Here is a 24384-nt window from a genome sequence, read left to right as displayed (position 1 = left end):
GGAGCCGAGAGCTCGGGTGGGGGTACCCCCTGCTCGAGCGGAGCCGAGAGCTCGGGTGGGGGTACCCCCTGCTCGAGCGGAGCCGAGAGCTCGGGTGGGGGTACCCCCTGCTCGAGCGGAGCCGAGAGCTCGGGGGAGCGTGCCGGGCGTCGCGACGGGGCGAGTGTTGCCTGTCGCGGCACTAGTGCCGGTCGAAGAGACGGGGTCCGCCAGGCCCACCGCGACGGGATTCCGCGGCGTGGCGCCCGGGGGCGCCGAGGGCGCCGCGCGGCCCCGTTCGTCCCCGTGCGGCGTGGGAAGCGTCACAGGTCGGTCCCAGGAGCAGGCCCGTCGCGGACGAGGGGACGCCGAGTCGTGGCGGCTCGTAGACTCGCTGCGTGGATATGACCCTTCAGGACCCTCTCGTCGGGCAGGTGCTCGACGGCCGCTATCGCGTCGACGCGCGGATAGCGGTCGGCGGGATGGCCACGGTCTACCGGGCCCTGGACACCCGTCTGGACCGCGTCCTCGCGCTGAAGGTCATGCACCCGACGCTCGCGGCCGACGGCTCCTTCGTCGAGCGGTTCATCCGGGAGGCCAAGTCGGTCGCCCGGCTGGCCCACCCGAACGTCGTACAGGTCTTCGACCAGGGCACCGACGGGGCGTACGTCTACCTCGCCATGGAGTACGTCTCCGGCTGCACACTCCGCGACGTGCTGCGCGAGCGCGGGGCGCTGCAGCCGCGCGCCGCCCTGGACATCCTCGAGCCGGTGCTCGCCGCGCTGGGCGCCGCGCACCGCGCCGGGTTCGTGCACCGGGACATGAAACCGGAGAACGTCCTGATAGGGGACGACGGGCGGGTCAAGGTCGCCGATTTTGGACTGGTGCGGTCGGTGGACGCGGCAACCCACACCACCGCCACCGTCCTGGGCACCGTCTCCTACCTCGCCCCGGAGCAGATCGAGCACGGCACCGCAGGCTCCGGCGTCGACGTGTACGCGTGCGGTGTCGTGCTGTACGAGATGCTGACCGGCGGCAAGCCGCACCACGGCGACACGCCGGCCCGGGTCCTCTACCAGCACCTGCACGAGGACGTCCCTGCCCCGTCGGCCGCCGTGCCGGGCCTGCCGTACGAGCTGGACGAGCTGGTGGCGACGGCCACCGCGCGGACGCCCGGCGTCCGGCCGGCGGACGCCGTCGCCCTGCTGGCACGGGTCCGCCAGGCCCGCGCGGCGCTGAGCGAGGACCAGCTGGACGCGGTGCCGCCCCAGGCCCGCGCCCGCGAGCACGACAACGCCGAGGACCGTACGAGCGTGCTTCCGCGCTCGCTGACGGTGCCGCGGCCGCTGCCGGTGGACGAGGACGCCGAGGCCGCCCTTCACCGCACCAGCCGGCTGGAGGCGCCCGCGCCGCCGCCCCGGCGGCGCGGAGCCAGAGCGCGGCGCACGGTCCTCACGCTCGTCGCCGCCGTCCTGCTGGCCCTCGGGGTCGGCGCGGGCGTCTGGTACATCAACTCCGGACAGTTCACGAAGGTGCCGCCGCTGCTGTCGAAGACCGAGGCGCAGGCCCGCGAGCGGCTCGGCGCCGCCGGGCTGGACGTCAAACAGGTCAAGCGCGCCTACAGCGACACCGTCAGGCGGGGCACGGTCATCAGCACCGATCCGGAGGCCGGCGCCCGCATCCGCAGCAACGACGCGGTCACGCTCACGATCTCCCGGGGACCGCAGACCGTGCGCGTGCCCGACGTCAGCGGTGACCGGCTGGACAAGGCCCAGGCCCGGCTGAGGAGCGAGGGGCTGGAGCCGGGCATGGTCAGCCGGGCGTTCAGCGCCGACGTCCCCAAGGGCTCCGTGATCGGCACGGATCCCGAGGCGGGCACCGAGCGGCACGCCGGCTCGGCGATCGCGCTCACCGTCAGCAAGGGCCGCCCGGTGGACGTCCCGGACGTCACCGGCGAGGACCTGGACCAGGCGCGGTCCGACCTGTGGGACGCGGGCCTGACCGTGCGGGTCGCCGCCGAGGAGGTCAACTCCGAGTTCGACAAGGGGCAGGTCGCGCGGCAGGACCCGGCGGTCGGCGGCCCGGCCGCCGAGGGCGACACGGTCACGCTGACGCTGTCCAAGGGCCCGGAGATGGTCAAGGTGCCGGACGTGGTCGGCGACAGCGTCGGCGACGCGGAGAAGGCGCTGCGGGCGGCCGGATTCGAGGTCGAGGAGGACCGCGGTCTGCTGGGCCTGTTCGGCGACACCGTCCGGGAGCAGTCGGTCGAGGGCGGCGGCAGGGCGCCCAAGGGGGCCACGATCACGATCACCATCCGCTGAGGACGGCCGGCGGGGACGCGTCCCCGCCCCGCCCGTCCGGGCCGTCCCGCCTGCCTGGTGGTACGCCCGATCCGGTGACGGCCCTCCCCCGGGCGCGTGACACCCTGAAGGGGTGAGCAGTCAGCAGTCCGGCGCCGTGAGCCCGCGGGCCGGCGCCTCCCGCAATCCGATCGGCAGCCACGTCCCCGTCGCCGGCGGCCTCCACTCGGTGGGCCTGTCCTACGCCCGCGACCTGGGGGCGGAGACCGTGCAGGTCTTCGTGGCCAATCCGCGCGGCTGGGCCACGCCCACGGGCAACGCGCGACAGGACGAGGCGTTCCGCGCGGCCTGCCACGAGGCCTCGCTCCCGGCGTACGTGCACGCCCCGTACCTGATCAACTTCGGTTCGCACACCGAGGCGACCGTCGAGCGGTCGGTGGAGTCACTGCGGCACTCGCTGCGGCGCGGACGGGAGATCGGCGCGCTGGGTGTGGTGGTGCACACCGGGAGCGCCACCGGGGGGCGGGACCGGACGGTGGCGCTCAAGCAGGTCCGTGAGCACCTGCTGCCGCTGCTCGACGAGCTCACCCACGACGACGACCCGTACCTGCTGCTGGAGTCCACGGCGGGCCAGGGCGCCTCGCTCTGCTCGCGGACCTGGGACTTCGGGCCGTACTTCGAGGCGCTGGACGCCCACCCGCGGCTCGGTGTGTGCCTGGACACGTGCCACATCTTCGCCGCCGGGCACGACCTGACGGGCCCGGACGGCGCGCACCGGACGCTGGACCTGCTGGTGGAGACGGTCGGCCCGGGCCGGCTGAAGCTGATCCACGCCAACGACTCCAAGGACGTGGCCGGCGCGCACAAGGACCGGCACGAGAACATCGGCGCCGGCCACATCGGCGAGGATCCTTTCCGGGCCCTGATGACCCACCCCGCGACCGAGGGGATCCCGCTGATCATCGAAACGCCCGGCGGCACGGAGGGCCACGCGGCGGACGTGGCCCTCCTGAAGAAACTCCGCGACGGCTGACCGTGGGGCCCGGTGCCTCAGAGCTCGGGCCCGTCTCCGGGTTCCTCCTGGTAGGAGTAGCGCTGTTCCTTCCAGGGGTCGCCGATGTTGTGGTAGCCGCGCTCCTCCCAGAAGCCGCGGCGGTCGGCGGTCATGTACTCGACGCCGCGGACCCATTTGGGGCCCTTCCAGGCGTAGAGGTGGGGCACGACCAGCCGGAGCGGAAAGCCGTGCTCGGCGGTCAGCAGTTCGCCGTCCTTGTGGGTGGCGAACAGGGTGCGCTCGGCGGCGAAGTCCGACAGCCGCAGGTTGGAGCTGAAGCCGTACTCCGCCCACACCATCACATGGGTGACGTCGGGCGCGGGCGGGGCGATCTCCAGGATCGTGCGGGCCGGGATGCCCCCCCATTCCGCGCCGAGCATGCTGAACTTCGTGACGCAGTGCAGGTCGGCCACCACGGTGGTGTACGGCAGCGCCGTGAACTCCTCGTGCGACCACGCATGCTTCTCGCCACCGGCGGTGGCGCCGAAGACCTGGAACTCCCACCGCTCGGGCCGGAACTTCGGCACCGGCCCGTAGTGCGTGACCGGCCAGCCGCGCTGCAGTCGCTGACCCGGCGGAAGCTCGGACCGTGCTGCTGCTCCAGACGCCTCTCCCGACGCGCGCTCCACCGGCTGACCCATGACTCCATCCTGACAGACCGCGGGGGGTGCACATGACCAGCCCCGGGTACATTCCGGCATATCGCATTAAGTGCGCACTTACTGGACGACATCGGGCGCCGATGCGATCATGCGGCACTGTCTGCCCTTTTCCGCCCGGAAGGAGCCCGTCCCGATGCAAGGCGATCCCGAGGTCATCGAACTGCTCAACGAGCAGCTGACCGCCGAGCTCACCGCGATCAACCAGTACTTCCTGCACTCGAAGCTGCAGGACCACAGGGGATGGACGAAGCTCGCCCGGTACACCCGCGACGAGTCCTTCGACGAGATGCGGCATGCCGAGTTGCTGACCGACCGCATCCTGCTCCTGGACGGGCTGCCGAACTACCAGCGGCTCTTCCACGTGCAGGTGGGGCAGACGGTGACGGAGATGTTCCAGGCCGACCGGCAGATCGAACTGGAGGCCGTCGACCGGCTGCGCCGGGGCGTCGACATGATGCGCGCCAAGGGCGACATCACCTCGGCGAACATCTTCGAGGCCATCCTGGCCGACGAGGAGCACCACGTCGACTACCTGGACACACAGCTGGAGCTGGTCGACAAATTGGGTGAGGCGCTGTACCTGGCGACGGTCGTCGAGCAGAGCCAGCCGGACTCCTCCGGCCCCGGCACGAGCGGCTTCTCGACCCCCTAGGGCCCCGCCTCGGAGCTCTCAGGCGGCGTCGTCCAGCCGGGCCGCCGGAGATTGCGCGGCGGACCGGGGGCGCGCGGAAGGGCGCTGGTCGAGCGACTCCCGGCGCGGGCAGGCACCCCGTCCGAGGAGCGCCTGGATGCGGCGCACGCATCCGCCGCAGTCGGTCCCAGCCTTGCAGACGGAGGCGATCTCGCGGGGGGTGCAGGCGCCGTTCTCCGCGTGCTGCTTCACCTGCTGCTGCGTGATGCCGAAGCAACTGCAGACGTACACGCGGCTCACCTCCGCCGGGGTCGGTCGGGTCACCCCCACCCACGGGGCGGGAAGCCGCCGATTCGGTGAGGCATGCCTAACCTTACTCGCCCCGTCCGGGCCGCGACACCGAAACGGGGCGCGGACCTGATGTGATCCGCGCCCCACCGATTCCGCCCCGAGGGGCGGGTCGTCACTGGTCCCGGTACATCTCCGCGACGAGGAACGCGAGGTCCAGGGACTGGCTGCGGTTCAGCCGCGGGTCGCAGGCCGTCTCGTAGCGCTGGTACAGGTCGTCGACGAAGATCTCGTCGCCGCCGCCCACGCACTCGGTGACGTCGTCGCCGGTCAGCTCCACATGGATGCCGCCCGGGTGCGTACCGAGGGCCTTGTGCACCTCGAAGAAGCCCTTGACCTCGTCGAGCACGTCGTCGAAGCGGCGGGTCTTGTGGCCGGACGCCGCCTCGAAGGTGTTGCCGTGCATGGGGTCGGTCACCCAGGCCACCACCGCACCGGAGGCCGTGACCTTCTCGACCAGCTCGGGGAGCTTGGCGCGGATCTTGTCGGCGCCCATGCGGACGATGAAGGTCAGCCGCCCGGGCTCGCGCTCGGGGTCGAGGCGGTCGATGTAGGCCAGCGCCTCCTCGGCCGTCGTCGACGGGCCGAGCTTGATCCCGATCGGGTTGCGGATCCTCGAGGCGAACTCGATGTGCGCGTGGTCCAGCTGGCGGGTGCGCTCGCCGACCCACACCATGTGCGCCGAGACGTCGTACAGCTGCCCGGTGCGCGAGTCGACGCGGGTGAGGGCCGACTCGTAGTCGAGCAGCAGCGCCTCGTGCGAGGAGAAGAACTCGACGGTCTTGAACTCCTCCGGGTCCGTGCCGCAGGCGTGCATGAAGTTCAGCGCGTTGTCGATCTCCCGCGCGAGCTGCTCGTAGCGCTGGCCGGACGGGGAGGACCGCACGAAGTCCTGGTTCCAGGCGTGGACCTGGCGCAGGTCGGCGTAGCCGCCGGTGGTGAAGGCGCGCACCAGGTTCAGCGTGGACGCCGAGGCGTGGTACATCCGCTTCAGCCGCTCCGGGTCGGGGACACGGGCGGACTCGGTGAACTCGAAGCCGTTGACCGAGTCGCCGCGGTAGGTCGGCAGCGTCACCCCGTCGCGGGTCTCGGTGGGCTTGGAGCGCGGCTTGGAGTACTGGCCGGCGATACGGCCGACCTTCACCACCGGCACCGAGGCGGCGTACGTCAGCACGGCGCCCATCTGGAGCAGGGTCTTCAGCTTGTTGCGGATCTGGTCCGCGGACACCGCGTCGAACGCCTCGGCGCAGTCGCCGCCCTGGAGGAGGAACGCCTCTCCCCTGGCGACGGCCGCCATCCGGGCGCGCAGCTGGTCGCACTCGCCGGCGAAGACGAGCGGCGGATACGACTCGAGGTCCGCGATCACTGCGCGCAGAGCCTCGGGGTCGGGGTACTCGGGCTGCTGCGCCGCGGGCAGGTTTCGCCAGGTGTTGCCAGCACTCGCGCTGGGCTTAGCGTTCACGGTCACCTCGTACACATTACGTCCTCATGTCCCGCCTCCACGTATCAGCTCAGAACGTGAGACGGACGGCGCACGATGCGGACACCCCGAGGAAGCCCGGGGAGGCCAGAGGAAGGGAGACCCGGGGGGCGGGGACCGAGGACGGGCGGGCCCCGGCGCAGAGGAGCCCGCCCGTCGTCCTGTGGCCGGCCCCGGCCCGGGTCACTTGCCGGGGGTGCCGACGTCCAGCTGGTCGCGGTCCACGCCGATGGTGACGCCGCCGTAGGTCTCGGTGCGGTTGCCGGCGTACTGGTGGATGCGCTGGTGGTTGGCCCACAGGCTCGCCGGGACGGCGGGGTCGGCGGTGGTGGCCTGGTCGTTCCAGCGCGCGAAGTGCAGCACGTCGGGCAGGGTGGTGGACTTCCGCTTCTCCACCAGGTCGGCCACCAGGGAGGACACGCCGCCGTACGCGCCGGAGCGGTAGCCCAGCTCGTGCAGCCGCTTGGTCCAGGCCTCGAGGTAGCCGAGCACACGGGCGGTGAGAGTGCCCCGGGTGTACTGCTCCAGGTCGTTGTAGATCACCGTCCCCCTGCCCAGCCCGAGTGCGGCGGCCTGGGCGACCGCGTCCTCGGCGGCGGCCCTGCCCTGCGGTGCCGGGCTGGTGATGGCCGCGCAGTCGTTCCGGCAGCTGCCGGCGCCGGTGGAGGGCTGCGGGCCGACGTACAGCGGGAAGAAGCGCCAGCCGTTCGTGTACTGCTTCTGCACCCACTGGGCGTTCAGCTTCGCCTGGCCGCAGGCACGGTTCACACCGCCGATGTAGATGCCGATCGCCCGATAGGGGGAACTCTTGCGCCAGGCGTCCATGGCCGTCTGGCTAGGCGCGGTGCAGGTGTCGAAGCCCCTGCCCCGGTAGGACGTGGCGTCGGCGGGGACGGTGAGCGCCGCCGGGGCGACGGCCGGCTTCTCGGCGCGGGCCGCAGTGACGGGCAGCCCGGCGCTGCGCAGCACCTGCCGGACCTCCTCGCGGTCGGCGCCGTACGGCGCCGTCACGGCGATCCCCTCGGCGGTCGCCCGGTAGACGCGGGCCGTGCGGTTCTCGGTGACGGCGGCCGTCTTCGCCGTCGTGCTGCCGGGCTGCACCCAGAGGGCCTCGGTCCGCCCCGTGAGTCGGGTGGGGCAGTCCTGCCGCTCGCCCGGCGTGCCGAGGTAGACGGCGTGCCGGTCGAAGCGGACACAGGCGGCCGGGTGCCTGGTGAGGTCGACGACCGCCCAGTCGGCGGGGACGGTGAACGTGTGGCCGCGGTAGACGACGGTCCTGGTGTCGCCGGCCGATGCCCGGGCGGCGGCCGGCAGACCGGCGCCGACGGCCGCGCAGGCGGTGAGCGCCGTGAGGGCGCGCAGCGCGTGCCGCCGGGTCCGCGGTCGGGGTGAGGGTGAGGGTGAGGGGGAAATGACGTACTCCTCGGTCGGGCCGGGTGTGCTGCGGGAAACCGGGGTGCGGATCACTCGCGGGGTGACGGACGCCTCCCTTCCACGCGGCGTGTGTGCCGGAAACCGGCTGTGGTGCGTATGGGCGAGCGGCCGGATGGGGTAGGGTGCCGGCATGTTCGCGCACTCGACCCAGAACCAGAACTGGTGGTGGACCGCTTCTCCGGCGGCCCGCTGACTGCGCGTATCCCACTTCGCGAAGGCCGCCCGAGGGGCGGCCTTCGGCGTTTTCGCGGCGAGCCGTTCCTCCCGGTCACGACACGACCACCGGCTTCGATCACCGGCACCCGGCGCCGGCATCGAGCACCGACGGAAGAGGAACCGATGGACCTGGCGCACCTCCCGCACGACGACCGCCCGTTCGCCCTGCTGCGCCGCCGCACCCCGGGCCGCGACCACGACGTGGTCGAGGTGCTGCGCGGCCCGGTGACGCACTGCGAGCGGCTCGCCGACCTGCCCGACGAGGGCCTGGCGCTCGTGCCCTTCCGGCAGATCCGGGAGCGCGGCTTCGACGTACCCGACGACGGCACCCCCCTGGCGGTGCTGACGCCGGAGGAGCGGTACGAGGTCCCCCTCGCCCAGGCGCTGGCGCAGCTGCCCGAGCGTCGGGTGGACGTCGAGGACGGCGGCTTCGACGTCGCCGACGAGGAGTACGCGCGGATCGTGCGCCGGGTGCTGCGCGAGGAGATCGGGCGGGGCGAGGGCGCCAACTTCGTCATCCGGCGGACCTACCGGGGGCGGATCCCCGGCTTCTCGCGCGCCGACGCGCTGGCCCTGTTCCGGCGGCTGCTGGAGGGCGAGCGGGGCGCGTACTGGACGTTCGTGGTGCACACCGGGGACCGCACGCTGGTGGGCGCCAGCCCGGAGGTGCACGTGCGGATGTCGGGCGGACCCGGTGAACCCGGCACGCTGCCGGGCGGGGAACGGCGGGCGACGGCGGGCGGATCCGTCGTGATGAACCCGATCAGCGGCACCTACCGCTACCCGGCCGGGGGCCCCACGGCCGGGCACCTGATGCGGTTCCTCGCCGACGGCAAGGAGATCGAGGAGCTGTCGATGGTCGTCGACGAGGAGCTCAAGATGATGTGCACCGTCGCCGAGAGGGGCGGCATGGTCGTCGGCCCGCGTCTGAAGGAGATGGCGCACCTGGCACACACCGAGTACGAACTGCGTGGCCGTTCGTCCCTGGACGTACGGGAGGTGCTCAGGGAGACGATGTTCGCCGCCACGGTCACGGGCTCGCCCGTGCAGAACGCGTGCCGGGTGATCGGCAGGCACGAGACCGGCGGACGCGGCTACTACGCCGGCGCGCTGGCGCTGCTCGGCCGGGACGCCGGCGGGGCCCAGACCCTCGACTCCCCCATCCTCATCCGCACCGCCGACATCGACGCGGCCGGCCGGCTGCGGGTCCCGGTCGGCGCCACGCTGGTGCGCGGGTCGGACCCGGCGAGCGAGGTCGCCGAGACCCACGCCAAGGCGGCCGGGGTGCTGGCGGCGCTGGGCGTGGCGCCGTCACGGCCGCGGCAGGAGCGGGCGCTGCCCCGGCTCGCCGACGACCCGCGGGTGCGGGCGGCGCTGGACGGCCGTCGCGCCTCGCTGGCGCCGTTCTGGCTGCGGATGCAGGAGCGGAGCGCGGAACCGGCCGGGCACGCCCTGGTGGTGGACGGCGAGGACACCTTCACCGCGATGCTGGCGCACGTGCTGCGCTCCTCGGGGCTGACCGTCACGGTCCGCCGCTACGACGAGCCCGGGCTGCGCGAGGCCGTCCTCGCGCACGAGGGCCCGGTCGTCCTCGGCCCCGGCCCGGGCGACCCGTCCGACCCGCGGGAGCCCAAGATGCGCTTCCTGCGTGCGCTGACCGCCGAGCTGATCAGCTCCCGAACCGCCGGCCCCGGCGCGGCGGAGGGTTCTTCCCCGCACCGCCACGGCGTCCTCGGTGTCTGCCTGGGGCACGAGCTGATCGCGGCCGAGCTGGGCCTGGAGATCGTCCGCAAGGAGGTGCCGTACCAGGGGGCGCAGACGGCGATCGACCTGTTCGGGCGGACGGAGACGGTCGGCTTCTACAACAGCTTCACCGCCCGCTGCGACGACGACGCCTACGCGGAGCTGGCCGAGCACGGCGTCGAGGTGAGCCGCGGCCCCTCGGGAGAGGTGCACGCCCTGCGGGGTCCCGGGTTCGCGGGTGTGCAGTTCCACCCGGAGTCGGTCCTGTCGCTGAACGGTGCCGGGATCCTGCGGGAACTGGTCGGTCAGCTGCGTGGCACCAGGACGTTCGCCGAGCGGCGGCCGGCGGTGTAGTCCAGGACGTTGCGCACCGTGGTGTCGACGATCTGCCGTACGGCGTCCTCGGTGTAGAACGCCTGGTGCGAGGTGACCAGGACGTTGGGGAAGGTGACCAGGCGGGCCAGGGTGTCGTCCTCGATCGCCTGCAGGGACTTGTCGAGGAAGAACAGGCCCGCCTCGGCCTCGTACACGTCCAGTCCGACGCCGGTGAAGCGGCCCTCGCGCAGTTCCGCGACGAGGGCCATGGTGTCGATCAGGCCGCCGCGGCTGGAGTTCACGAGGATCGCGTCGTCCTTCATGGACTTCAGGGCGCGGGCGTCGATGATGTGCTGCGTCTCCGGCATGAGGGGCACGTGCAGGGTGACGAGGTCCGACTCGGCGAGGAGCCGGTCCCGGTGGACGTACTTCATGCCCAGTTGCATGCAGGCCGGGTTCTCGGCGATGTCCCAGCCGAGCAGCCGCATGCCGAAGCCGTGGGCGATACGGGCGAACGCCTCGCCGATCTTCCCGGTGCCCATGACGCCCGCGGTGCGGCCGTGCAGGTCCCGGCCCATCAGGCCGTCGAGGCGGAAGTCGAAGTCGCGGGTGCGGGTGGAGGCCCGCACGATGCGCCGGTTGACGGCCAGCGCCAGGGCCCAGGCGAACTCGGCGACCGCGTGGGGCGAGTAGGACGACACGCGGGCGATCGTCAGTCCGAGGCGTTCGCCGGTCTGGAGGTCGATGTTGTTGAAGCCCGTGGAGCGCTGGGCGATCATGCGTGTGCCGCCGGCCGCCAGGGCCCGGAGGACCGGGCCGCCCAGGTCGTCGTTGACCCCGGTGGAGAGCACCTCGTAGCCGGCGGCGATGGGGGCGGTGTCCTCGGTGAGGAGGACGTCCAGGCAGCGGACCTCGTGGTGGTCCCCGAAGGCCTCCTCGATCAGCGGCTTCTCGTCGGCCTGCACACCGACGGCCAGGATCCTCACGGGCTGCTCCCTCCGGGGGGGTCATGGGCCGAGCATACGGCCGGTGATACCGCGCCGCCGGGTCAGCCGAAGAACACTCCCGCTTCCTGGTACAGCTTCGCGTCGACGGTCTTCAGCCGTGCGGTGGCCAGGGAGATCGGCACCCGGACGATGTCCGTGCCGCGCAGGGCGACCATGGTGCCGAAGTCGCCGTCGCGGACGCAGTCGACGGCGTGCAGGCCGAAGCGGGTGGCGAGCCAGCGGTCGAACGCGCTCGGCGTGCCCCCGCGCTGCACGTGCCCGAGGACGGTGGTGCGGGCCTCCTTGCCGGTGCGTCTCTCGATCCGGCCGGCCAGCCACTCGCCGACGCCGGACAGCCGCACGTGCCCGAAGGAGTCCACCGACTCGTCCTTGAGCACCAGGTCGCCGTCCCTGGGCACGGCGCCCTCGGCGACGACCACGATCGGCGCGTGGGATGCCTCGAAGCGGGAGGTCACCCAGGCGCAGACCTGGTCGAGGTCGAAGCGCTGCTCGGGGATGAGGATGACGCTGGCCCCGCCCGCCAGGCCCGAGTGCAGGGCGATCCAGCCGGCGTGGCGGCCCATCACCTCACAGACGAGCACCCGCATGTGGGACTCGGCGGTGGTGTGCAGCCGGTCGATCGCCTCGGTGGCGATCCCGACGGCGGTGTCGAAGCCGAAGGTGTAGTCGGTGGCCGACAGGTCGTTGTCGATCGTCTTGGGCACCCCGACGCACGGGACGCCGTACTCGTCCGACAGCCGCGCCGCCACGCCCAGGGTGTCCTCACCGCCGATCGTGACGAGCGCGTCGACCCGGTGCTCGGCGAGGGTGCCCTTGACGCGCCGGATGCCGTCGTCGTGCCGCAGCGGATTGGTGCGCGAGGAGCCGAGGATGGTGCCGCCGCGGGACAGGATGCCCCGCACGGCCGGGATGCCGAGGCGCACCGTGTTCCCTTCGAGGACGCCCCGCCAGCCGTCGCGGAACCCGACGAAGTCGTAGCCGTACTCCTGCACGCCCTTGCGCACGATGCCCCGGATGACCGCGTTCAGGCCGGGGCAGTCGCCGCCTCCGGTCAGTACTCCGACCCGCATGGGGATGCCCCTTTCGCCGCGGTTGCCCGGTGAGCGTCACGTCCGTGGTGACCGGTGTGACTGCGGCATGCCCGCGGCGGGCGGTTCCCCAGCCGTGCCGGGCGGCCGTGGGGCGCCAATCCACCCGAAGGGATGGCGGTGCGCCCGCCCCCTACTCCCCGTCGAGTCCGCGTTCGATGGCGTACCGGACGAGTTCCACACGGTTGTGGAGCTGGAGCTTGCCCAGGGTGTTCTGCACGTGGTTCTGGACCGTGCGGTGGGAGATGACGAGGCGCTCGGCGATCTGCTTGTAGCTCAGCCCCTTGGCGACCAGCCGCAGCACCTCGGTCTCGCGCTCGGTGAGCCGCGGCGCCTTCGGCGTGCCGGCGTCCGGGGCGGGCACGGGCTCGGCGGCCAGTCGCCGGTACTCGCCGAGCACCAGGCCCGCCAGACCGGGCGTGAACACGGGGTCGCCGTCGGCCGTGCGGCGCACCGCGTCCAGCAGCTCCTCCGTCGAGGCGGACTTCAGCAGGTAGCCGGTCGCACCCGACTTCACCGCCTCCAGTACGTCGGCGTGCTCGCCGCTCGCGGACAGCACGAGCACGCGCAACGCCGGGTCGGTGGCGACGAGTTCCTTGCAGACCTGGACGCCGGGCTTCGCGGGCAGGTTCAGGTCCAGGACGAGCACGTCCGGCGCGGCCGCCCGGGCGCGGCGCACCGCCTGCTCGCCGTCGCCCGCGGTGGCGACCACCTCGAAGCCGGACTCGGCCAGGTCACGGGCGACGGCGTCGCGCCACATGGGGTGGTCGTCCACCACCATCACCTTGATCGGGCCCTGCCGCTCGCTCATCGTCACTCCGCCTTCCCCCGTGCGCGCGCGGCGCTCCGGGTGCCCCCGGCACCGGTCGCGCCGTCCGCGCCGTCCGCGCCGTCCGGGTGTTTGGGTACCGTCAGTTCGACCTCCGTGCCCTGTCCGGGCACCGACATCACCTCGGCCCTGCCGCCGAGGTCCCGCAGCCGGCCCCGGATCGACTGGGCCACCCCGAGCCGCCCCTCGTCCTCGGCCTGCGCGAGCCGCCCCTCGGGGATGCCCGGCCCGTCGTCCCGCACGGTCACGATCACCGACTCCGGCTCGTCCTCGACGAGGACCCAGGCCCGGGCGCCGTCACCCGCGTGCCGGCGGACGTTGTCCAGCGCGGCGCCGACCGCGGCGGCCACCTCCCGGGCGGCGGCGGACGGCAGCAGCACCGGGGCGCCGGGCTCGGCGAGACTGACCCGCGAGCCGGCACAGCGGGCGAGCAGGGCACGCAGGTCCACGGGCCCGGCGGCCGCGGCCGCGTCCGGGTACGGGTCCTCCCGCACCGTCCGGACCACCGCGTCCTGCGACAGCCGGGAGACCGGCGCGAGCCCGCCGGACACCAGGGTGCGCAGGGCCACCTCCTGCTCGCCGGCCAGGCGGCCCAGCTCCGCGGCCTCGCCGCCGATGACGGCTCCGCGCCGCTGCACCATGGCAAGCACCTGCAGGACGCTGTCGTGGATGTCCCGGGCGAGCCGCTCCCGCTCCCGGGTGGCGGCCTCGATCTCCAGGGCCCGGGCCAGGGTCCGCTCGGAGGCGCGGGCGACCTCGACGACGTAGCCGATGGCGATGGCGGCGACCCAGACGAGGATCACGTTGTGCACGGTGTCGCGGGCCGGGGAGCCGCGCTCGGCGAGGTTGGCGGCGGCGACCGCGGTGGAGGCGGCGGCCGCCCAGCGCCAGCCGCCCTTGACGGCGAAGGCGAGCACCGATCCGGCGGTCCAGATCGACGGCAGGGTCGGGCCGCCGGCGACGATCCGCTCGTGCGCGTCGGCGACCGGCGTGAGCAGGATCCCGACGACGGCCACGGTGAGGTCGGCGGCGAGGAAGCGCCGGGTGCAGCGGGCGGCGTCGGCGACCCGGGTCAGGGTGGCCAGGGTCCACACGCACAGGACGCAGTAGTAGGCGACGGCCACGCCGGGGCGCGCGAAGTCGTCGTAGGCGGTGACGAACAGGCCGACCGCGTAGAGCATGGTCAGCGGCCGGTATGCGGTGAGCGCGCGCCACAGCGGCAGCTCGACCGACATCCTCATGACCTTCTCGCGTCCGGCCATGCTCCCCCTGCTTCCCCCCCCGTGCGGGCCGGGTCCGGCCCGCCTACTCGGCCCGCTCCGCCTGCTCCGCCTGCTTCTCCTTGTCGGCCTGCTCCCTCTCGGCCCGGGCGAGCGCGGACCGCGCCGTCCTGTCCGCCTCCTTCGCGGCCTTCGCCGCCTCCGCGATCTGCCGCTTGGCGGCGGTCGCGTAGATGTCGACGTACTCCTGGCCGGAGAGCTTCATGATCTCGTACATGACCTCGTCGGTCACCGCGCGCAGCACGAAGCGGTCGTGCTCCATGCCCTGGTAGCGGCGGAAGTCCAGCGGCCTGCCGATGCGGATGCCCGGACGCATCAGCTTCGGGACGACCTTGCCGGGCGGCTGGATCTTCTCGGTGTCGATCATGGCGACGGGGAGGACGGGGGCGCCGGTGGCGAGCGCCACGCGCGCGAGGCCGCCCGGCTTGCCGCGGTACAGACGGCCGTCCGGCGAGCGGGTGCCCTCCGGGTAGATGCCGAACAGTTCCCCGCGCTCCAGCACCTCTATGCCGCTCCTCACCGCCGCCTCACCGGCGCCGCGCGCGCCGGAGCGGTCGACGGGGAGCTGGCCGACGCCCTTGAAGAACGCGGCGGTCAGCCGGCCCTTCACGCCGGGCGTGGTGAAGTACTCGGCCTTCGCGATGAAGGTGACCTTCCGGTCGAGCACCGCGGGCAGGAAGAACGAGTCGGAGAACGAGAGGTGATTGCTCGCCAGAATGGCGGGGCCTTCGGCCGGGACGTTCTCCAGGCCCTCCACCCAGGGCCTGAAGGCAAGCTTCAGCGACCCTCCGATGGTGAGCTTCATCGTGCCGTAGAACAACCGAGTGACCTCCTGTGTGTCGAACAGACCATAACCCGGAGTGCGGCGGAAGGCGCCTACGGCCCTGGTCGGTGTCAGTGCGGTCGCGTACGGTGAAGTACCCGCACCTGACGACGTACGTACCGGGCGTATCCGCTGTTCGACGTGGACACCCCCCTCACGAACAGGAGACCGACGTGCCGGTGCTCCCCGAAGCCGAGCCGTTCCGCCATGAGGGCGGGGAGGTCGGCGTCCTCCTCTGTCACGGCTTCACCGGTTCCCCGCAGTCGCTTCGCCCCTGGGCGGAGTACCTCGCCGCGCGCGGTCTGACCGTCTCGTTGCCGCTGCTGCCCGGGCACGGCACACGGTGGGAGGACATGCAGCTCACCGGCTGGCAGGACTGGTACGCGGAGGTGGACCGCGAGCTGCGCGCGCTGCGCCGGCGCAGCGCGCGGGTCTTCGTGGCCGGGCTGTCCATGGGCGGCGCCCTGGCGCTGCGGCTGGCCGCCCGGCACGGGGAGGCGGTCGACGGCGTGGTGGTCGTCAACCCGGCCAACAGGGTGCACGGCCTGTCCGCCTACGCCCTGCCGGTGGCCCGCCACCTGGTCCGGTCGACGAGGGGGATCGTCAGCGACATCGCGAAGGAGGGCAGCACGGAACTGGGCTACGACCGGGTGCCGCTGCACGCCGCGCACTCCCTGCGGAGCTTCTTCCGGCTGGTCGACGGGGAGCTTCCGCAGGTCACGCAGCCGCTGCTGCTCCTGCGCAGTCCGCAGGACCACGTGGTGCCGCCGGCCGACTCGGCCCGCGTGCTCAGCCGGGTCTCCTCCGTGGACGTCACGGAGATCCTGCTGGAACACAGCTACCACGTCGCGACGTTGGACCACGACGCGGACCGGATCTTCGAGGAGAGCTACGCCTTCATCGGCCGGCTCGCACCCAGTGTCGGCAAGGAAGGGACGGCTGCCGGTGGCTGAGCACGACTCCGACCGCGACAGGCGCGAGGACCGCGACCCGGACGACGGGGGCGCCCCCCTGGACGAGGAGGCCGCCTGGGCCGCCATCGTGGCCGGGTACGGCGAGGAACCGCCGGACCCGCCGGGCAGCAGCAGGCCCTTCAGGCCGGTGGAGGACCTCGCCCTGCCGGCGTTCGCGGCGAACGACGCACCCGCCGGGAACGACACGCCCGCGACGCAGCAGGCGCCCCCGGCGCAGGCGGCGCCGGCCGCGGACGCGCCCGCGGCGGACGCCCGGGGCAGCGCCGACGGCGCCGGGGCCGCGGATCCGGGGCCCGGGGAGCCCGGGCCCGAGAAGGACGGCCCCGCCCCGGCCCGGCCGCTGGGCGGCTCCGTCTCCTTCGCGCCCGGTGTCGGACCGCGCGACTACACCGTGCGCGAGCCGTCCGACGACGACTTCGACGCCGACGACGAGGGCCATTTCGTCCCGCCCGAGCCGCCCCCGCTGCCGGACGCCGACGCCACGGCGAGGTTCGCCTGGCTCGCGGTGATCGGCGGTCCCGTCCTGCTCCTGCTGGCGGTGCTGTTCCGCTGGGACATGACCTGGTGGCTCGCCACCCTCGGCATCGGCGGCTTCCTCGGCGGCTTCGCGACCCTGGTGATGCGCATGAACCCGGGTGACGACGAGGACGACGACCCGGGCCGCGGTGCGGTGGTCTAGGGTCTTTGGTTTCTCTACTGGTGCGCCGGGATCCTGAGGGCGGCCAGGACCGGGAGGTGGTCCGTGGCCGCCCTCAGGTCCGTCTCCGTCACGCCGGGGTGGCCGAGCGGCACTCCGCAGCCGAGGACCTCGATGCCCCGGCCGGCGAAGAGGGAATCCAGCCGCTTGCGGGGCCCGGTGGCCGGGAAGGTCCGCTCGGCCCCCCAGGGCGCGACGGCCCGGCAGTCCTGGAGGTGGCCTGCCAGGCGCCGGTACGTCGGCCCGCCCGGCTCCTCGTTGAGGTCACCGCCGGCCAGCACGTGCTCCACGCCCATGCCGGCGAGCCGGTCGAGGAGCATGCCGCCCTGCTCGTACCGCTCGTCCCGGTGCAGCGAGAGGTGACAGCTGAGCACGCCGAGCCGGGCACCGCCGAAGCGGACGACCGCCGTCGCCAGGCCCCGCCGGTGCCGGCCGGGGGTGAGCGGCAGCAGCACGTCCTCCGTCCGCTCCACCGTGGCCCGCAGCGAGCAGAGCAGGGCCGGGCCGGCCGCGGTGGCTCCGCCGGAGAGCGTGACCAGCCCGGAGGCGGCCGCCAGCCGGGCGAGTTTCTTGCGCCAGCGGAAGAACCGGGGGGCCTCCTGGAGCAGCACCAGGTCCGGGGAGCAGGCGCTGATCACCCGGGCGAGGGCGGCCGTGTCGTCCTTCATCGACCGGATGTTGTACCCGAGGACGCGGACGACGGCGGAACCGTCGGCTTCGGTGCGGGAGTTGGGCAGCAGCGGGGTCGAGGTCGCCATGACCTCAAGATACGCCCGGGGCGTTCGGCTCCCCGGTGAGGCGGGCGGGCCCCCGGGAGACGGCGGCGCCCACCGGCCCGGTCGGGCGGTGGGCGCTCACCTGCACAGCTGTGCGTCACATGATCGGGTCGGGCTCCCGCGCCAGGTCGGCCGCGCCCACCAGGCCGGCCTCGTTGCCGAGCTGGGCGGCGATCACCTCGGCGACCGGACGCCAGTTGCCGCCGACCAGCCAGCGCTTGTACGACTTGCGGATCGGGTCGAGCACCAGTTCACCCTCTTCGGACAGACCGCCGCCGACGATGAACGCGGACGGGTCGAACAGGGAGGCCAGGTCGGCCAGGCCCGCGCCGGCCCAGCGGGCCAGCTCGCGGTAGGAGTCGACGGCCACCGGGTCGCCCTGGCGGGCGGCCATCGAGATGTGCTTGCCCTCGATGCCCTCGGGGCTGCCGTCGCCCAGCGACAGCAGCAGCTCGGCGTTCTCCGGGGTCGCGTTCGCCCGCTGCCTGGCGTACCGGACCAGCGCCCGGCCCGAGGCGTACTGCTCCCAGCAGCCCTGGCTGCCGCAGCCGCACATCAGGCCGTCCGGCACCATCCGGACGTGGCCGAACTCGGCGGCCACGCCGAAGTGGCCGCGGCGCAGCTTGTTGCCGATGATGATGCCGCCGCCCAGGCCGGTGCCGAGCGTGATGCAGATGACGTTGCGGTGGCCCTTGCCCGCGCCGAACTTGTACTCGCCCCAGGCCGCGGCGTTCGCGTCGTTCTCCACGACCACAGGCAGGCCCACGCGGGCCTGGACCTTCTCCTTCAGCGGCTCCTGGCGCCAGTCGATGTTCGGCGCGAAGTAGACCATGGAGCGCTGCCGGTTCACGTATCCGGCCGCGCCGATGCCCACACCGACGATCTCGTGTCCCGCGCGTGCGCCCTCCACCGCCGAGGCGATGGCGTCCACGATGGCCTCGGGCGTGTTGGGGGTCGGCACCTTGAAGGTCGAGAGGATGTTGCCTTCCTCGTCGACCACGCCGGCCGCGATCTTCGTGCCGCCGATGTCGACGCCGATGGTGAGTCCCATGAATCCCTCAGTTCCGGTCGAGCCCCGCTACGGCCAACCGTACCCGAGGGGGGCGTCAGTCCACGTCGATGCGTTCGCCGGGGCCCGTGTCCTCGCCCCGGTCCCGGCGCCCGCCGAGGTCGCCGGTGCCGCCGTGCCCGTCGCCGTCCGGGCGGCTCGTGCCGGCCGCCCAGCGCGCCTCCTGGCGCTGCACGGCGGAGCGGTAGGCGGCGAGCAGTTCGCCGCCGGCCGCCGCGAGGTGGTCGAAGACGTCCGGGTTGCGTTCGATCACCGGTTCCACGGCCGCCCGGGCCTGCTGCACCACCTGCCGCACGGTCTGCTGCGCGGCGGGTCCGGCGACCGCTCCGAGCAGCGGCGAGCGGATCGACGACAGCTTGTCGGTGACGGCGTCGACGAGCTTGCGCAGCTCCTCGGCCGCCGAGCCAGGGGGCGGGCCGTACTCGGCGCGGCGGCGGGCCTTCTCCGCCGCGAGGTCCTCGGCGGTGGCCGTGGCCCACGCGTCGGCGTCGGTGGCGTGAGGCACCTCGTCGGCCGCTTCCTCGTGGGCGGCGTCGGCGTCGGGCGTGGGGCGCTCTTCGCTCATGACGGACTCCTGACTACGGGTCGTCCCTCCGACGTTACCCGAACGGGCGTACCCGCTTCACTTCTCGCGGGGCCACTGCGCCGGATCCGGCGTGAAGCGGATGCGCAGGACGCCCTCGCGCAGCGCCGCCCCCTCGACGGTGCACCGGCGCAGCACGGAGGGCAGCGGGACGATCCGGCGGAATCCTCCGACGGCGACGACGAGCTCGTCGCCGCGCCGGATCAGATCCAGCTCCTCCCGTACGGCGCCGGGCAGCGGGATGTGCCACACGTAACCGGTGCCGCCGTCCTCGGCGCCGCGGCCGGTGACGGGCCACTCGACCGGGGCGTGCGCCGGGTCGGCACCGGGCACGTCGAGGGCGGTCAGGTCCTCCGGGCCGCGCGGGTCGCGCCCCAGATGGCGGACCGGGTGGACGGCGTACGTCTCCCGCCACTCGGCGAGGGTCTTGCGCTGCTGCGCGACCAGCGCGGCCGGCCACGTCGCCCCGCCCACCTCGGGCAGGACCCGGCCGGCGACGAGGGACTCGGTGGCCAGGCCGCGCAGGGCGAGGCCGAGGGCGGCGGTGCGGACGGCCTCGGCGCCGGCCGGGCCGGGCTCGGCGACCAGGCGTACGGCGGTGCCGCGGTCGGCGACGACCGCCTCGACGGCGGCCAGTTCCAGGTCCCAGCGGGCGGCGGTCTCGTACAGCCACTCGGCGGGCATGGGAACGCCGGCGAGCCGGCCGAGGACGGGGCGCAGGGCGCGGGCGGCCTGCCGCTCCGGCGGCAACAGCCGGCGCAGGTACCGGCGCAGTTCCTCGGGCAGGGCGAGCAGGTCGAGGGCGCGCGCGACGGGCGGCAGGTCGACCACCAGCAGGCCGAACGAGTCCGACAGCGCCGCGTCCCGCAGCGCGCGCAGCAGGGTCAGCTCCTCCGCGCCGGGCAGCGGGGTGACCTCCTCGGCGTCCAGGCGGGCGGCGCCCAGCAGGTCCAGGACGCCGGCGGCCCGGTCCTGGAAGGCGGTGAGGTCGTCGCGCAACGCCGCGGCCACGTCGGGGCGCCAGGCCGTCAGGTGCGGTGCGACGGACACCGGCTCGGCTCCCGTCGGCACGCCCAGCACCGCGCCGAGGGTGTCCGTGCGGTCGGCGCCGAGAAGGAGGGTGGGGGTGCCGTCACGGGCGGCGGCGAGGGCGGTCGCGGCGGCAACGGTCGTACGGCCCGAGCCGCCGGGGCCCGTGATCAGGAGGGTGCGCATGATGCTGAACGGTAGCCGTGCCGACGGCTCGTTCGCCTGCGGGGCGCTGCCTGCCGGTGTCGGGGCGGCGGCCGCGTCCGGGGGGCCCGCGTGTCCCCCGGCTCGCCGACGTCCTTTGGCCCGGGCCCGGCGCCTGCCGTCCCGTGCTCCGGCGCGTCACCCCGGGTCCGCGGCGGCCGGCGTGCGGGGACCCATGCCGTGGGCGGCCGTCGTCCGTCGCCGGGCGGTCGCCGGCTGCCGTGGGCTCCCGCGCGCTCCGCCCCGGCGCGCCCCGGGCCGCTCGCCGGGGACGGCCCGCGCGCCGCCCCGGGTGCCGCCCCTACTTCTCCCCCGACTCCACGCGCTTCTTCAGGCCGGCCAGCGCCCGGTCGATGATGACCTTCTCCGCCTTGCGCTTGATCATCCCGAGCATCGGGATCTTGACGTCCACGGTGAGCCGGTAGGTCACCTCGGTCGCGCCGTCACCCGCCGGCTTCAGCAGGTAGGAGCCGTCCAGGGAGCGCAGCATCTGGGACTTCACCAGCGTCCAGGACACCTCGTCGTCACCGCTCCAGGTGTACGCGAGCGTCTGGTCGTCCTTGATGGCGCCCGCGTCCATCACGAGACGGACCTGTTCGGCGCGGCCCTGGGCGTCCTTCGTGAGGACCTCGGCCTCCTTCACCTCACCGGTCCAGTCGGGGTAGCGGGCGAAGTCCGCGATCACCCCCATGACCTCGGCCGGTGCCGCCTCGATCGTGATGCTCGAGCTGGTGTGTTCCGCCATCGCCGTGGCTCCTCCAGATGCGGGCCGGTAGGCCTCGTGAGGCCGGTCAGTGCTGTGGTCGTGCGCACGTGTGTGCAGCGTGAAGGCTACCGCGCGGCCGTCCGCCGGACGTCATCCCGCCGGGCCCCGCCCGCGCGCCCCGGCGTGAATGTCACCACTGCAGCACCCAGGGCTTCCCGGTCGCGGCGAAGTGCCCGACGTTCACGCACTCGGTGGTCCCGATCCGCATCCGGCGCGCCAGCGGCTGGTGGACGTGGCCGAAGAGCGCGTACCGGGGACGGGTGCGGCGAATGGCGTCCAGCAGGGCGCGGCTGCCCCGCTCGAAGCGGCGCGCGACGGTGTCATAGACCAGTTCGGGCACGTCGGGCGGGATGTGCGTGCACAGCACGTCGACCTCCCCGACCGCCTCGATCTTCGCCGCGTACTCCTCGTCGCCGATCTCGTACGGCGTCCGCATGGGGGTGCGCAGCCCACCGCCGACGAAGCCGAACACCCGGCCGCCGATCTCCACCCGCTCCCCGTCGAGCACGGTGGTGCCCGGTGCGGCGTACTCGCGCCACAGGGGCGGCATGTCGACGTTGCCGTAGGTGGCGTACGTGGGGGTGGGGAACGCGGCGAACAGCTCGGCGTACTGCTTGCGCACCGCCTGCTCCATGATCGTCGCCCGGTCCTCGCTGATGCCCTCCCACAGCCGGGCGCCGAGTTCCCGCGCCTCCTCGAAGCGGCGGGCGGTGCGCAGTTCGACGATGCGGTCGGCGTTCTCCACGCCGAACAGGTCGGGGAAGATACCGCGGGAGTGGTCGCCGTAGTCCAGGAAGAGGATCAGGTCCCCGAGGCAGATCAGGGCGTCGGCACCGTCGCCGGCCCTGGCCAGGTCGCGTGCGTTGCCGTGCACGTCGCTGACCACGTGGACGCGGGTGCCGCGGTTTCCGGCCGGTGTGGATGCCATGGCGATCAAGCGTAGGCGTGGGGGCGTACGTGAACAACTGCGGCCCAACCTGCGGTTACTGGCTCGTCGGGAGGCGCGTGGACTACTGTGCGCGAAGGAAACCCATTCCGTGTGACGCAGCGAACATCTCACCGGGACCCCCTGTCGAAATGGCCATACCGACGGGTAACGTCCGGGCCGTCCAGTCGTGCTCTGGATTTCGGCCAACGTGTCCCCGGCTTGTCGGTGGGGCCCCGGAGCACCCGCCCGAGCCGCGGACCGGCACCGTCGCATCACACAACGTCGTGGCGCCGGCGCCCTAAGAGGAGCAGCAGTCTTGCGCGAGTTCAGCCTTCCGGCTTTGTACGAGGTCCCTGCGGACGGCAACCTGACCGACATCGTCCGGCGAAACGCCGCGCAGCATCCCGACGTCGCCGTCATCGCGCGCAAGGTGGGCGGTGTCTGGCGGGACGTCACCGCCACCGCCTTCCTGGCCGAGGTGCGGACCGTGGCCAAGGGACTCATCGCCTCGGGCATCCAGCCCGGCGACCGGGTGGGCCTGATGTCCCGCACCCGGTACGAGTGGACGCTGCTGGACTTCGCCATCTGGAGCGCGGGCGCCATCACCGTCCCGGTGTACGAGACCAGCTCGCCCGAGCAGGTCCAGTGGATCCTCGGCGACTCCGGCGCGACCGCCTGCGTGGTGGAGCTCGACGCCCACGCCGCCGCCGTCGAGTCGGTGCGCGAGAAGGTGCCCGCTCTGAAGAACGTCTGGCAGATCGAGGCCGGCGCGATCGAGGAGCTGGGACGGGCCGGCCAGGGCATCAGCGACGAGACGGTGGAGGAGCGCAGCTCGCTGGCGAAGGCCGACGACCCGGCGACCATCGTCTACACCTCGGGCACGACGGGCCGCCCCAAGGGCTGTGTGCTCACCCACCGCAGCTTCTTCGCCGAGTGCGGCAACATCGTCGAGCGGCTGCGCCCGCTGTTCCGCACCGGTGAGTGCTCCGTGCTGCTGTTCCTGCCGCTCGCGCACGTCTTCGGGCGTCTGGTGCAGGTGGCGCCGATGATGGCGCCGATCAAGCTCGGCTGCGTCCCGGACATCAAGAACCTCACCGACGAACTGGCCGCGTTCCGCCCGACGCTGATCCTCGGCGTCCCCCGCGTCTTCGAGAAGGTCTACAACTCGGCGCGCGCCAAGGCGCAGGCCGACGGCAAGGGCAAGATCTTCGACAAGGCCGCGGACGCCGCGATCGCGTACAGCAGGGCGCTGGACACCCCCTCGGGCCCGTCCCTCGGCCTGCGGATCAAGCACAGGACCTTCGACAAGCTGGTCTACGGCAAGCTGCGCGCGGTGCTCGGCGGCCGCGGCGAGTTCGCCATCTCCGGCGGCGCCCCGCTCGGCGAGCGTCTCGGCCACTTCTTCCGCGGCATCGGCTTCACGGTGCTGGAGGGCTACGGCCTGACCGAGTCCTGCGCGGCCACCGCGTTCAACCCCTGGGACCGGCAGAAGATCGGCACGGTCGGCCAGCCGCTGCCGGGCTCCGTCGTCCGCATCGCCGACGACGGGGAGGTGCTGCTGCACGGCGAGCACCTGTTCAAGGAGTACTGGAACAACCCGGGCGCGACGGCCGAGGCGCTGGCCGACGGCTGGTTCCACACCGGGGACATCGGCACCCTCGACGAGGACGGCTACCTGCGGATCACCGGCCGCAAGAAGGAGATCCTCGTCACCGCGGGCGGCAAGAACGTCGCCCCGGCCGTGATCGAGGACCGCATCCGCGCCCACGCGCTGGTCGCGGAGTGCATGGTGGTGGGCGACGGGCGGCCGTTCGTGGGCGCGCTGGTCACCCTCGACGAGGAGTTCCTGGACCGCTGGTGCGCCGAGCACGGCAAGCCGGTGGGTTCCACCGCGGCGTCCCTGTGCGAGGACCCGGATCTGCTGGCGGCGATCCAGACGGCGGTCGACGACGGCAACGCGGCGGTGTCGAAGGCGGAATCGGTGCGCAAGTTCCGTGTCCTGCCCTGTCAGTTCACGGAGGAGTCGGGCCATCTGACCCCGTCGCTGAAGCTCAAGCGGAACGTGGTGGCGAAGGACTTCGCCGACGAGATCGAGGCGATCTACGCGAAGTAGTCATCCGGCGCCCGGAGTCACGGCGCGGTGTCCTCGTCCGAGCCCACGGCGACGGG

The 24384-nt window shown here is 73.2% G+C and carries 23 protein-coding genes; 8 read left to right on the top strand and 15 right to left on the bottom strand.

Annotated elements, in window-relative coordinates:
• Window positions 1-377 precede the first annotated feature (377 nt).
• Complete coding sequence (gene pknB, locus ACWDNY_RS22125) at window positions 378-2300, top strand: Stk1 family PASTA domain-containing Ser/Thr kinase (RefSeq protein WP_451647512.1); 1923 nt, start codon at window positions 378-380, stop codon at window positions 2298-2300.
• Window positions 2301-2412: 112 nt separating this feature from the next.
• The gene (locus ACWDNY_RS22120) at window positions 2413-3312 is read left to right on the top strand and encodes a deoxyribonuclease IV (RefSeq protein ID WP_451647511.1); all 900 of its coding nucleotides are present in this window, start codon (window positions 2413-2415) and stop codon (window positions 3310-3312) included.
• A gap of 17 nt (window positions 3313-3329) precedes the next feature.
• Here ACWDNY_RS22120 and ACWDNY_RS22115 read toward each other — a convergent pair whose 3' ends face one another.
• Window positions 3330-3974, bottom strand: coding sequence for a sulfite oxidase-like oxidoreductase (locus ACWDNY_RS22115; RefSeq protein ID WP_451647510.1), 645 nt, complete (start codon window positions 3972-3974; stop codon window positions 3330-3332).
• Window positions 3975-4128: 154 nt separating this feature from the next.
• Between ACWDNY_RS22115 and bfr the strand changes: the two genes are divergently transcribed.
• Window positions 4129-4647, top strand: a complete 519-nt coding sequence (gene bfr / locus ACWDNY_RS22110; protein ID WP_451647509.1) for a bacterioferritin — start codon at window positions 4129-4131, stop codon at window positions 4645-4647.
• 18 nt (window positions 4648-4665) lie between these two features.
• Here bfr and ACWDNY_RS22105 read toward each other — a convergent pair whose 3' ends face one another.
• From ACWDNY_RS22105 to ACWDNY_RS22095, 3 genes are all read right to left on the bottom strand, one after another.
• Window positions 4666-4917: a (2Fe-2S)-binding protein gene (locus ACWDNY_RS22105; RefSeq protein ID WP_451647508.1), complete on the bottom strand. Its 252-nt coding sequence runs from the start codon at window positions 4915-4917 to the stop codon at window positions 4666-4668.
• A 172-nt stretch (window positions 4918-5089) separates the two neighbouring features.
• Window positions 5090-6442, bottom strand: coding sequence for a class II 3-deoxy-7-phosphoheptulonate synthase (locus ACWDNY_RS22100; protein ID WP_451647507.1), 1353 nt, complete (start codon window positions 6440-6442; stop codon window positions 5090-5092).
• Window positions 6443-6637: 195 nt separating this feature from the next.
• Window positions 6638-7921, bottom strand: coding sequence for a glycoside hydrolase domain-containing protein (locus tag ACWDNY_RS22095; RefSeq protein ID WP_451647506.1), 1284 nt, complete (start codon window positions 7919-7921; stop codon window positions 6638-6640).
• Between the two features lie 97 nt (window positions 7922-8018).
• Between ACWDNY_RS22095 and ACWDNY_RS22090 the strand changes: the two genes are divergently transcribed.
• Complete coding sequence (locus ACWDNY_RS22090; protein ID WP_358864531.1) at window positions 8019-8081, top strand: trp operon leader peptide; 63 nt, start codon at window positions 8019-8021, stop codon at window positions 8079-8081.
• Window positions 8082-8227: 146 nt separating this feature from the next.
• Entirely contained in the window at window positions 8228-10201 is a 1974-nt protein-coding gene (locus ACWDNY_RS22085; RefSeq protein WP_451647505.1) for an anthranilate synthase family protein, read from the top strand.
• Here the strand turns inward: ACWDNY_RS22085 and ACWDNY_RS22080 are convergent.
• The 5 genes from ACWDNY_RS22080 to ACWDNY_RS22060 all read right to left on the bottom strand — a co-directional run bounded on the left by ACWDNY_RS22080 (window position 10153) and on the right by ACWDNY_RS22060 (window position 15171).
• Window positions 10153-11148: a 2-hydroxyacid dehydrogenase gene (locus ACWDNY_RS22080; RefSeq protein ID WP_451647504.1), complete on the bottom strand. Its 996-nt coding sequence runs from the start codon at window positions 11146-11148 to the stop codon at window positions 10153-10155. The two genes, ACWDNY_RS22085 and ACWDNY_RS22080, sit on opposite strands and share 49 nt — an antisense overlap.
• 62 nt (window positions 11149-11210) lie before the next feature.
• Window positions 11211-12239: a 6-phosphofructokinase gene (locus ACWDNY_RS22075; RefSeq protein WP_451647503.1), complete on the bottom strand. Its 1029-nt coding sequence runs from the start codon at window positions 12237-12239 to the stop codon at window positions 11211-11213.
• A gap of 151 nt (window positions 12240-12390) precedes the next feature.
• Window positions 12391-13068 carry a response regulator gene (locus ACWDNY_RS22070; protein ID WP_451647502.1) on the bottom strand — a complete coding sequence of 226 codons (678 nt, stop codon included), beginning with the start codon at window positions 13066-13068 and terminating at the stop codon, window positions 12391-12393.
• A 2-nt stretch (window positions 13069-13070) separates the two neighbouring features.
• A complete protein-coding gene (gene macS / locus ACWDNY_RS22065; protein WP_451647501.1) occupies window positions 13071-14348 on the bottom strand; it encodes a MacS family sensor histidine kinase in 1278 nt (425 codons plus the stop codon).
• 43 nt (window positions 14349-14391) lie between these two features.
• The gene (locus ACWDNY_RS22060) at window positions 14392-15171 is read right to left on the bottom strand and encodes a lysophospholipid acyltransferase family protein (RefSeq protein WP_451647528.1); all 780 of its coding nucleotides are present in this window, start codon (window positions 15169-15171) and stop codon (window positions 14392-14394) included.
• A 191-nt stretch (window positions 15172-15362) separates the two neighbouring features.
• Here ACWDNY_RS22060 and ACWDNY_RS22055 point away from each other — a divergent pair, with 191 nt between their 5' ends.
• Entirely contained in the window at window positions 15363-16142 is a 780-nt protein-coding gene (locus ACWDNY_RS22055; RefSeq protein ID WP_451647500.1) for an alpha/beta hydrolase, read from the top strand.
• The gene (locus ACWDNY_RS22050; protein WP_451647499.1) at window positions 16135-16842 is read left to right on the top strand and encodes a hypothetical protein; all 708 of its coding nucleotides are present in this window, start codon (window positions 16135-16137) and stop codon (window positions 16840-16842) included. The genes ACWDNY_RS22055 and ACWDNY_RS22050 overlap by 8 nt, the downstream gene beginning before the upstream one ends.
• 14 nt (window positions 16843-16856) lie before the next feature.
• On the opposite strand, the gene ACWDNY_RS22045 is transcribed toward ACWDNY_RS22050, so the two are convergent.
• The 6 genes from ACWDNY_RS22045 to ACWDNY_RS22020 all read right to left on the bottom strand — a co-directional run bounded on the left by ACWDNY_RS22045 (window position 16857) and on the right by ACWDNY_RS22020 (window position 22215).
• Complete coding sequence (locus tag ACWDNY_RS22045; protein WP_451647498.1) at window positions 16857-17618, bottom strand: endonuclease/exonuclease/phosphatase family protein; 762 nt, start codon at window positions 17616-17618, stop codon at window positions 16857-16859.
• 115 nt (window positions 17619-17733) lie between these two features.
• The gene (locus ACWDNY_RS22040; protein WP_451647497.1) at window positions 17734-18687 is read right to left on the bottom strand and encodes an ROK family glucokinase; all 954 of its coding nucleotides are present in this window, start codon (window positions 18685-18687) and stop codon (window positions 17734-17736) included.
• A gap of 55 nt (window positions 18688-18742) precedes the next feature.
• On the bottom strand, window positions 18743-19270 hold the full coding sequence (locus ACWDNY_RS22035) for a DUF5304 domain-containing protein (protein ID WP_451647496.1): 528 nt from the start codon (window positions 19268-19270) through the stop codon (window positions 18743-18745).
• A 57-nt stretch (window positions 19271-19327) separates the two neighbouring features.
• A complete protein-coding gene (locus ACWDNY_RS22030; protein ID WP_451647495.1) occupies window positions 19328-20503 on the bottom strand; it encodes an ArsA family ATPase in 1176 nt (391 codons plus the stop codon).
• Window positions 20504-20822: 319 nt separating this feature from the next.
• Window positions 20823-21266: an SRPBCC family protein gene (locus ACWDNY_RS22025; protein WP_451647494.1), complete on the bottom strand. Its 444-nt coding sequence runs from the start codon at window positions 21264-21266 to the stop codon at window positions 20823-20825.
• A 151-nt stretch (window positions 21267-21417) separates the two neighbouring features.
• Complete coding sequence (locus tag ACWDNY_RS22020) at window positions 21418-22215, bottom strand: metallophosphoesterase family protein (RefSeq protein ID WP_451647493.1); 798 nt, start codon at window positions 22213-22215, stop codon at window positions 21418-21420.
• Window positions 22216-22531: 316 nt separating this feature from the next.
• On the opposite strand from ACWDNY_RS22020, the gene ACWDNY_RS22015 reads away from it, so the two are divergent.
• Window positions 22532-24328, top strand: coding sequence for an AMP-dependent synthetase/ligase (locus ACWDNY_RS22015; RefSeq protein WP_451647492.1), 1797 nt, complete (start codon window positions 22532-22534; stop codon window positions 24326-24328).
• Window positions 24329-24384: the final 56 nt, after the last annotated feature.

The organism is Streptomyces sp. NPDC003697 (assembly GCF_053587115.1).
This window is presented reverse-complemented; position numbering and strand designations above follow the sequence as displayed.

What these genes read in the sequence shown, in the direction of transcription:
- ACWDNY_RS22115 (WP_451647510.1), bottom strand. Translation starts at nt 3,974, where the DNA reads ATGGGTCAGCCGGTGGAGCGCGCGTCGGGAGAGGCGTCTGGAGCAGCA.
- ACWDNY_RS22025 (WP_451647494.1), bottom strand. Translation starts at nt 21,266, where the DNA reads ATGGCGGAACACACCAGCTCGAGCATCACGATCGAGGCGGCACCGGCC.
- ACWDNY_RS22040 (WP_451647497.1), bottom strand. Translation starts at nt 18,687, where the DNA reads ATGGGACTCACCATCGGCGTCGACATCGGCGGCACGAAGATCGCGGCC.
- macS (WP_451647501.1), bottom strand. Translation starts at nt 14,348, where the DNA reads ATGGCCGGACGCGAGAAGGTCATGAGGATGTCGGTCGAGCTGCCGCTG.
- ACWDNY_RS22030 (WP_451647495.1), bottom strand. Translation starts at nt 20,503, where the DNA reads ATGCGCACCCTCCTGATCACGGGCCCCGGCGGCTCGGGCCGTACGACC.
- ACWDNY_RS22060 (WP_451647528.1), bottom strand. Translation starts at nt 15,171, where the DNA reads ATGAAGCTCACCATCGGAGGGTCGCTGAAGCTTGCCTTCAGGCCCTGG.
- ACWDNY_RS22035 (WP_451647496.1), bottom strand. Translation starts at nt 19,270, where the DNA reads ATGAGCGAAGAGCGCCCCACGCCCGACGCCGACGCCGCCCACGAGGAA.
- ACWDNY_RS22070 (WP_451647502.1), bottom strand. Translation starts at nt 13,068, where the DNA reads ATGAGCGAGCGGCAGGGCCCGATCAAGGTGATGGTGGTGGACGACCAC.
- ACWDNY_RS22085 (WP_451647505.1), top strand. Translation starts at nt 8,228, where the DNA reads ATGGACCTGGCGCACCTCCCGCACGACGACCGCCCGTTCGCCCTGCTG.
- ACWDNY_RS22075 (WP_451647503.1), bottom strand. Translation starts at nt 12,239, where the DNA reads ATGCGGGTCGGAGTACTGACCGGAGGCGGCGACTGCCCCGGCCTGAAC.
- bfr (WP_451647509.1), top strand. Translation starts at nt 4,129, where the DNA reads ATGCAAGGCGATCCCGAGGTCATCGAACTGCTCAACGAGCAGCTGACC.
- ACWDNY_RS22045 (WP_451647498.1), bottom strand. Translation starts at nt 17,618, where the DNA reads ATGGCGACCTCGACCCCGCTGCTGCCCAACTCCCGCACCGAAGCCGAC.
- ACWDNY_RS22020 (WP_451647493.1), bottom strand. Translation starts at nt 22,215, where the DNA reads ATGGCATCCACACCGGCCGGAAACCGCGGCACCCGCGTCCACGTGGTC.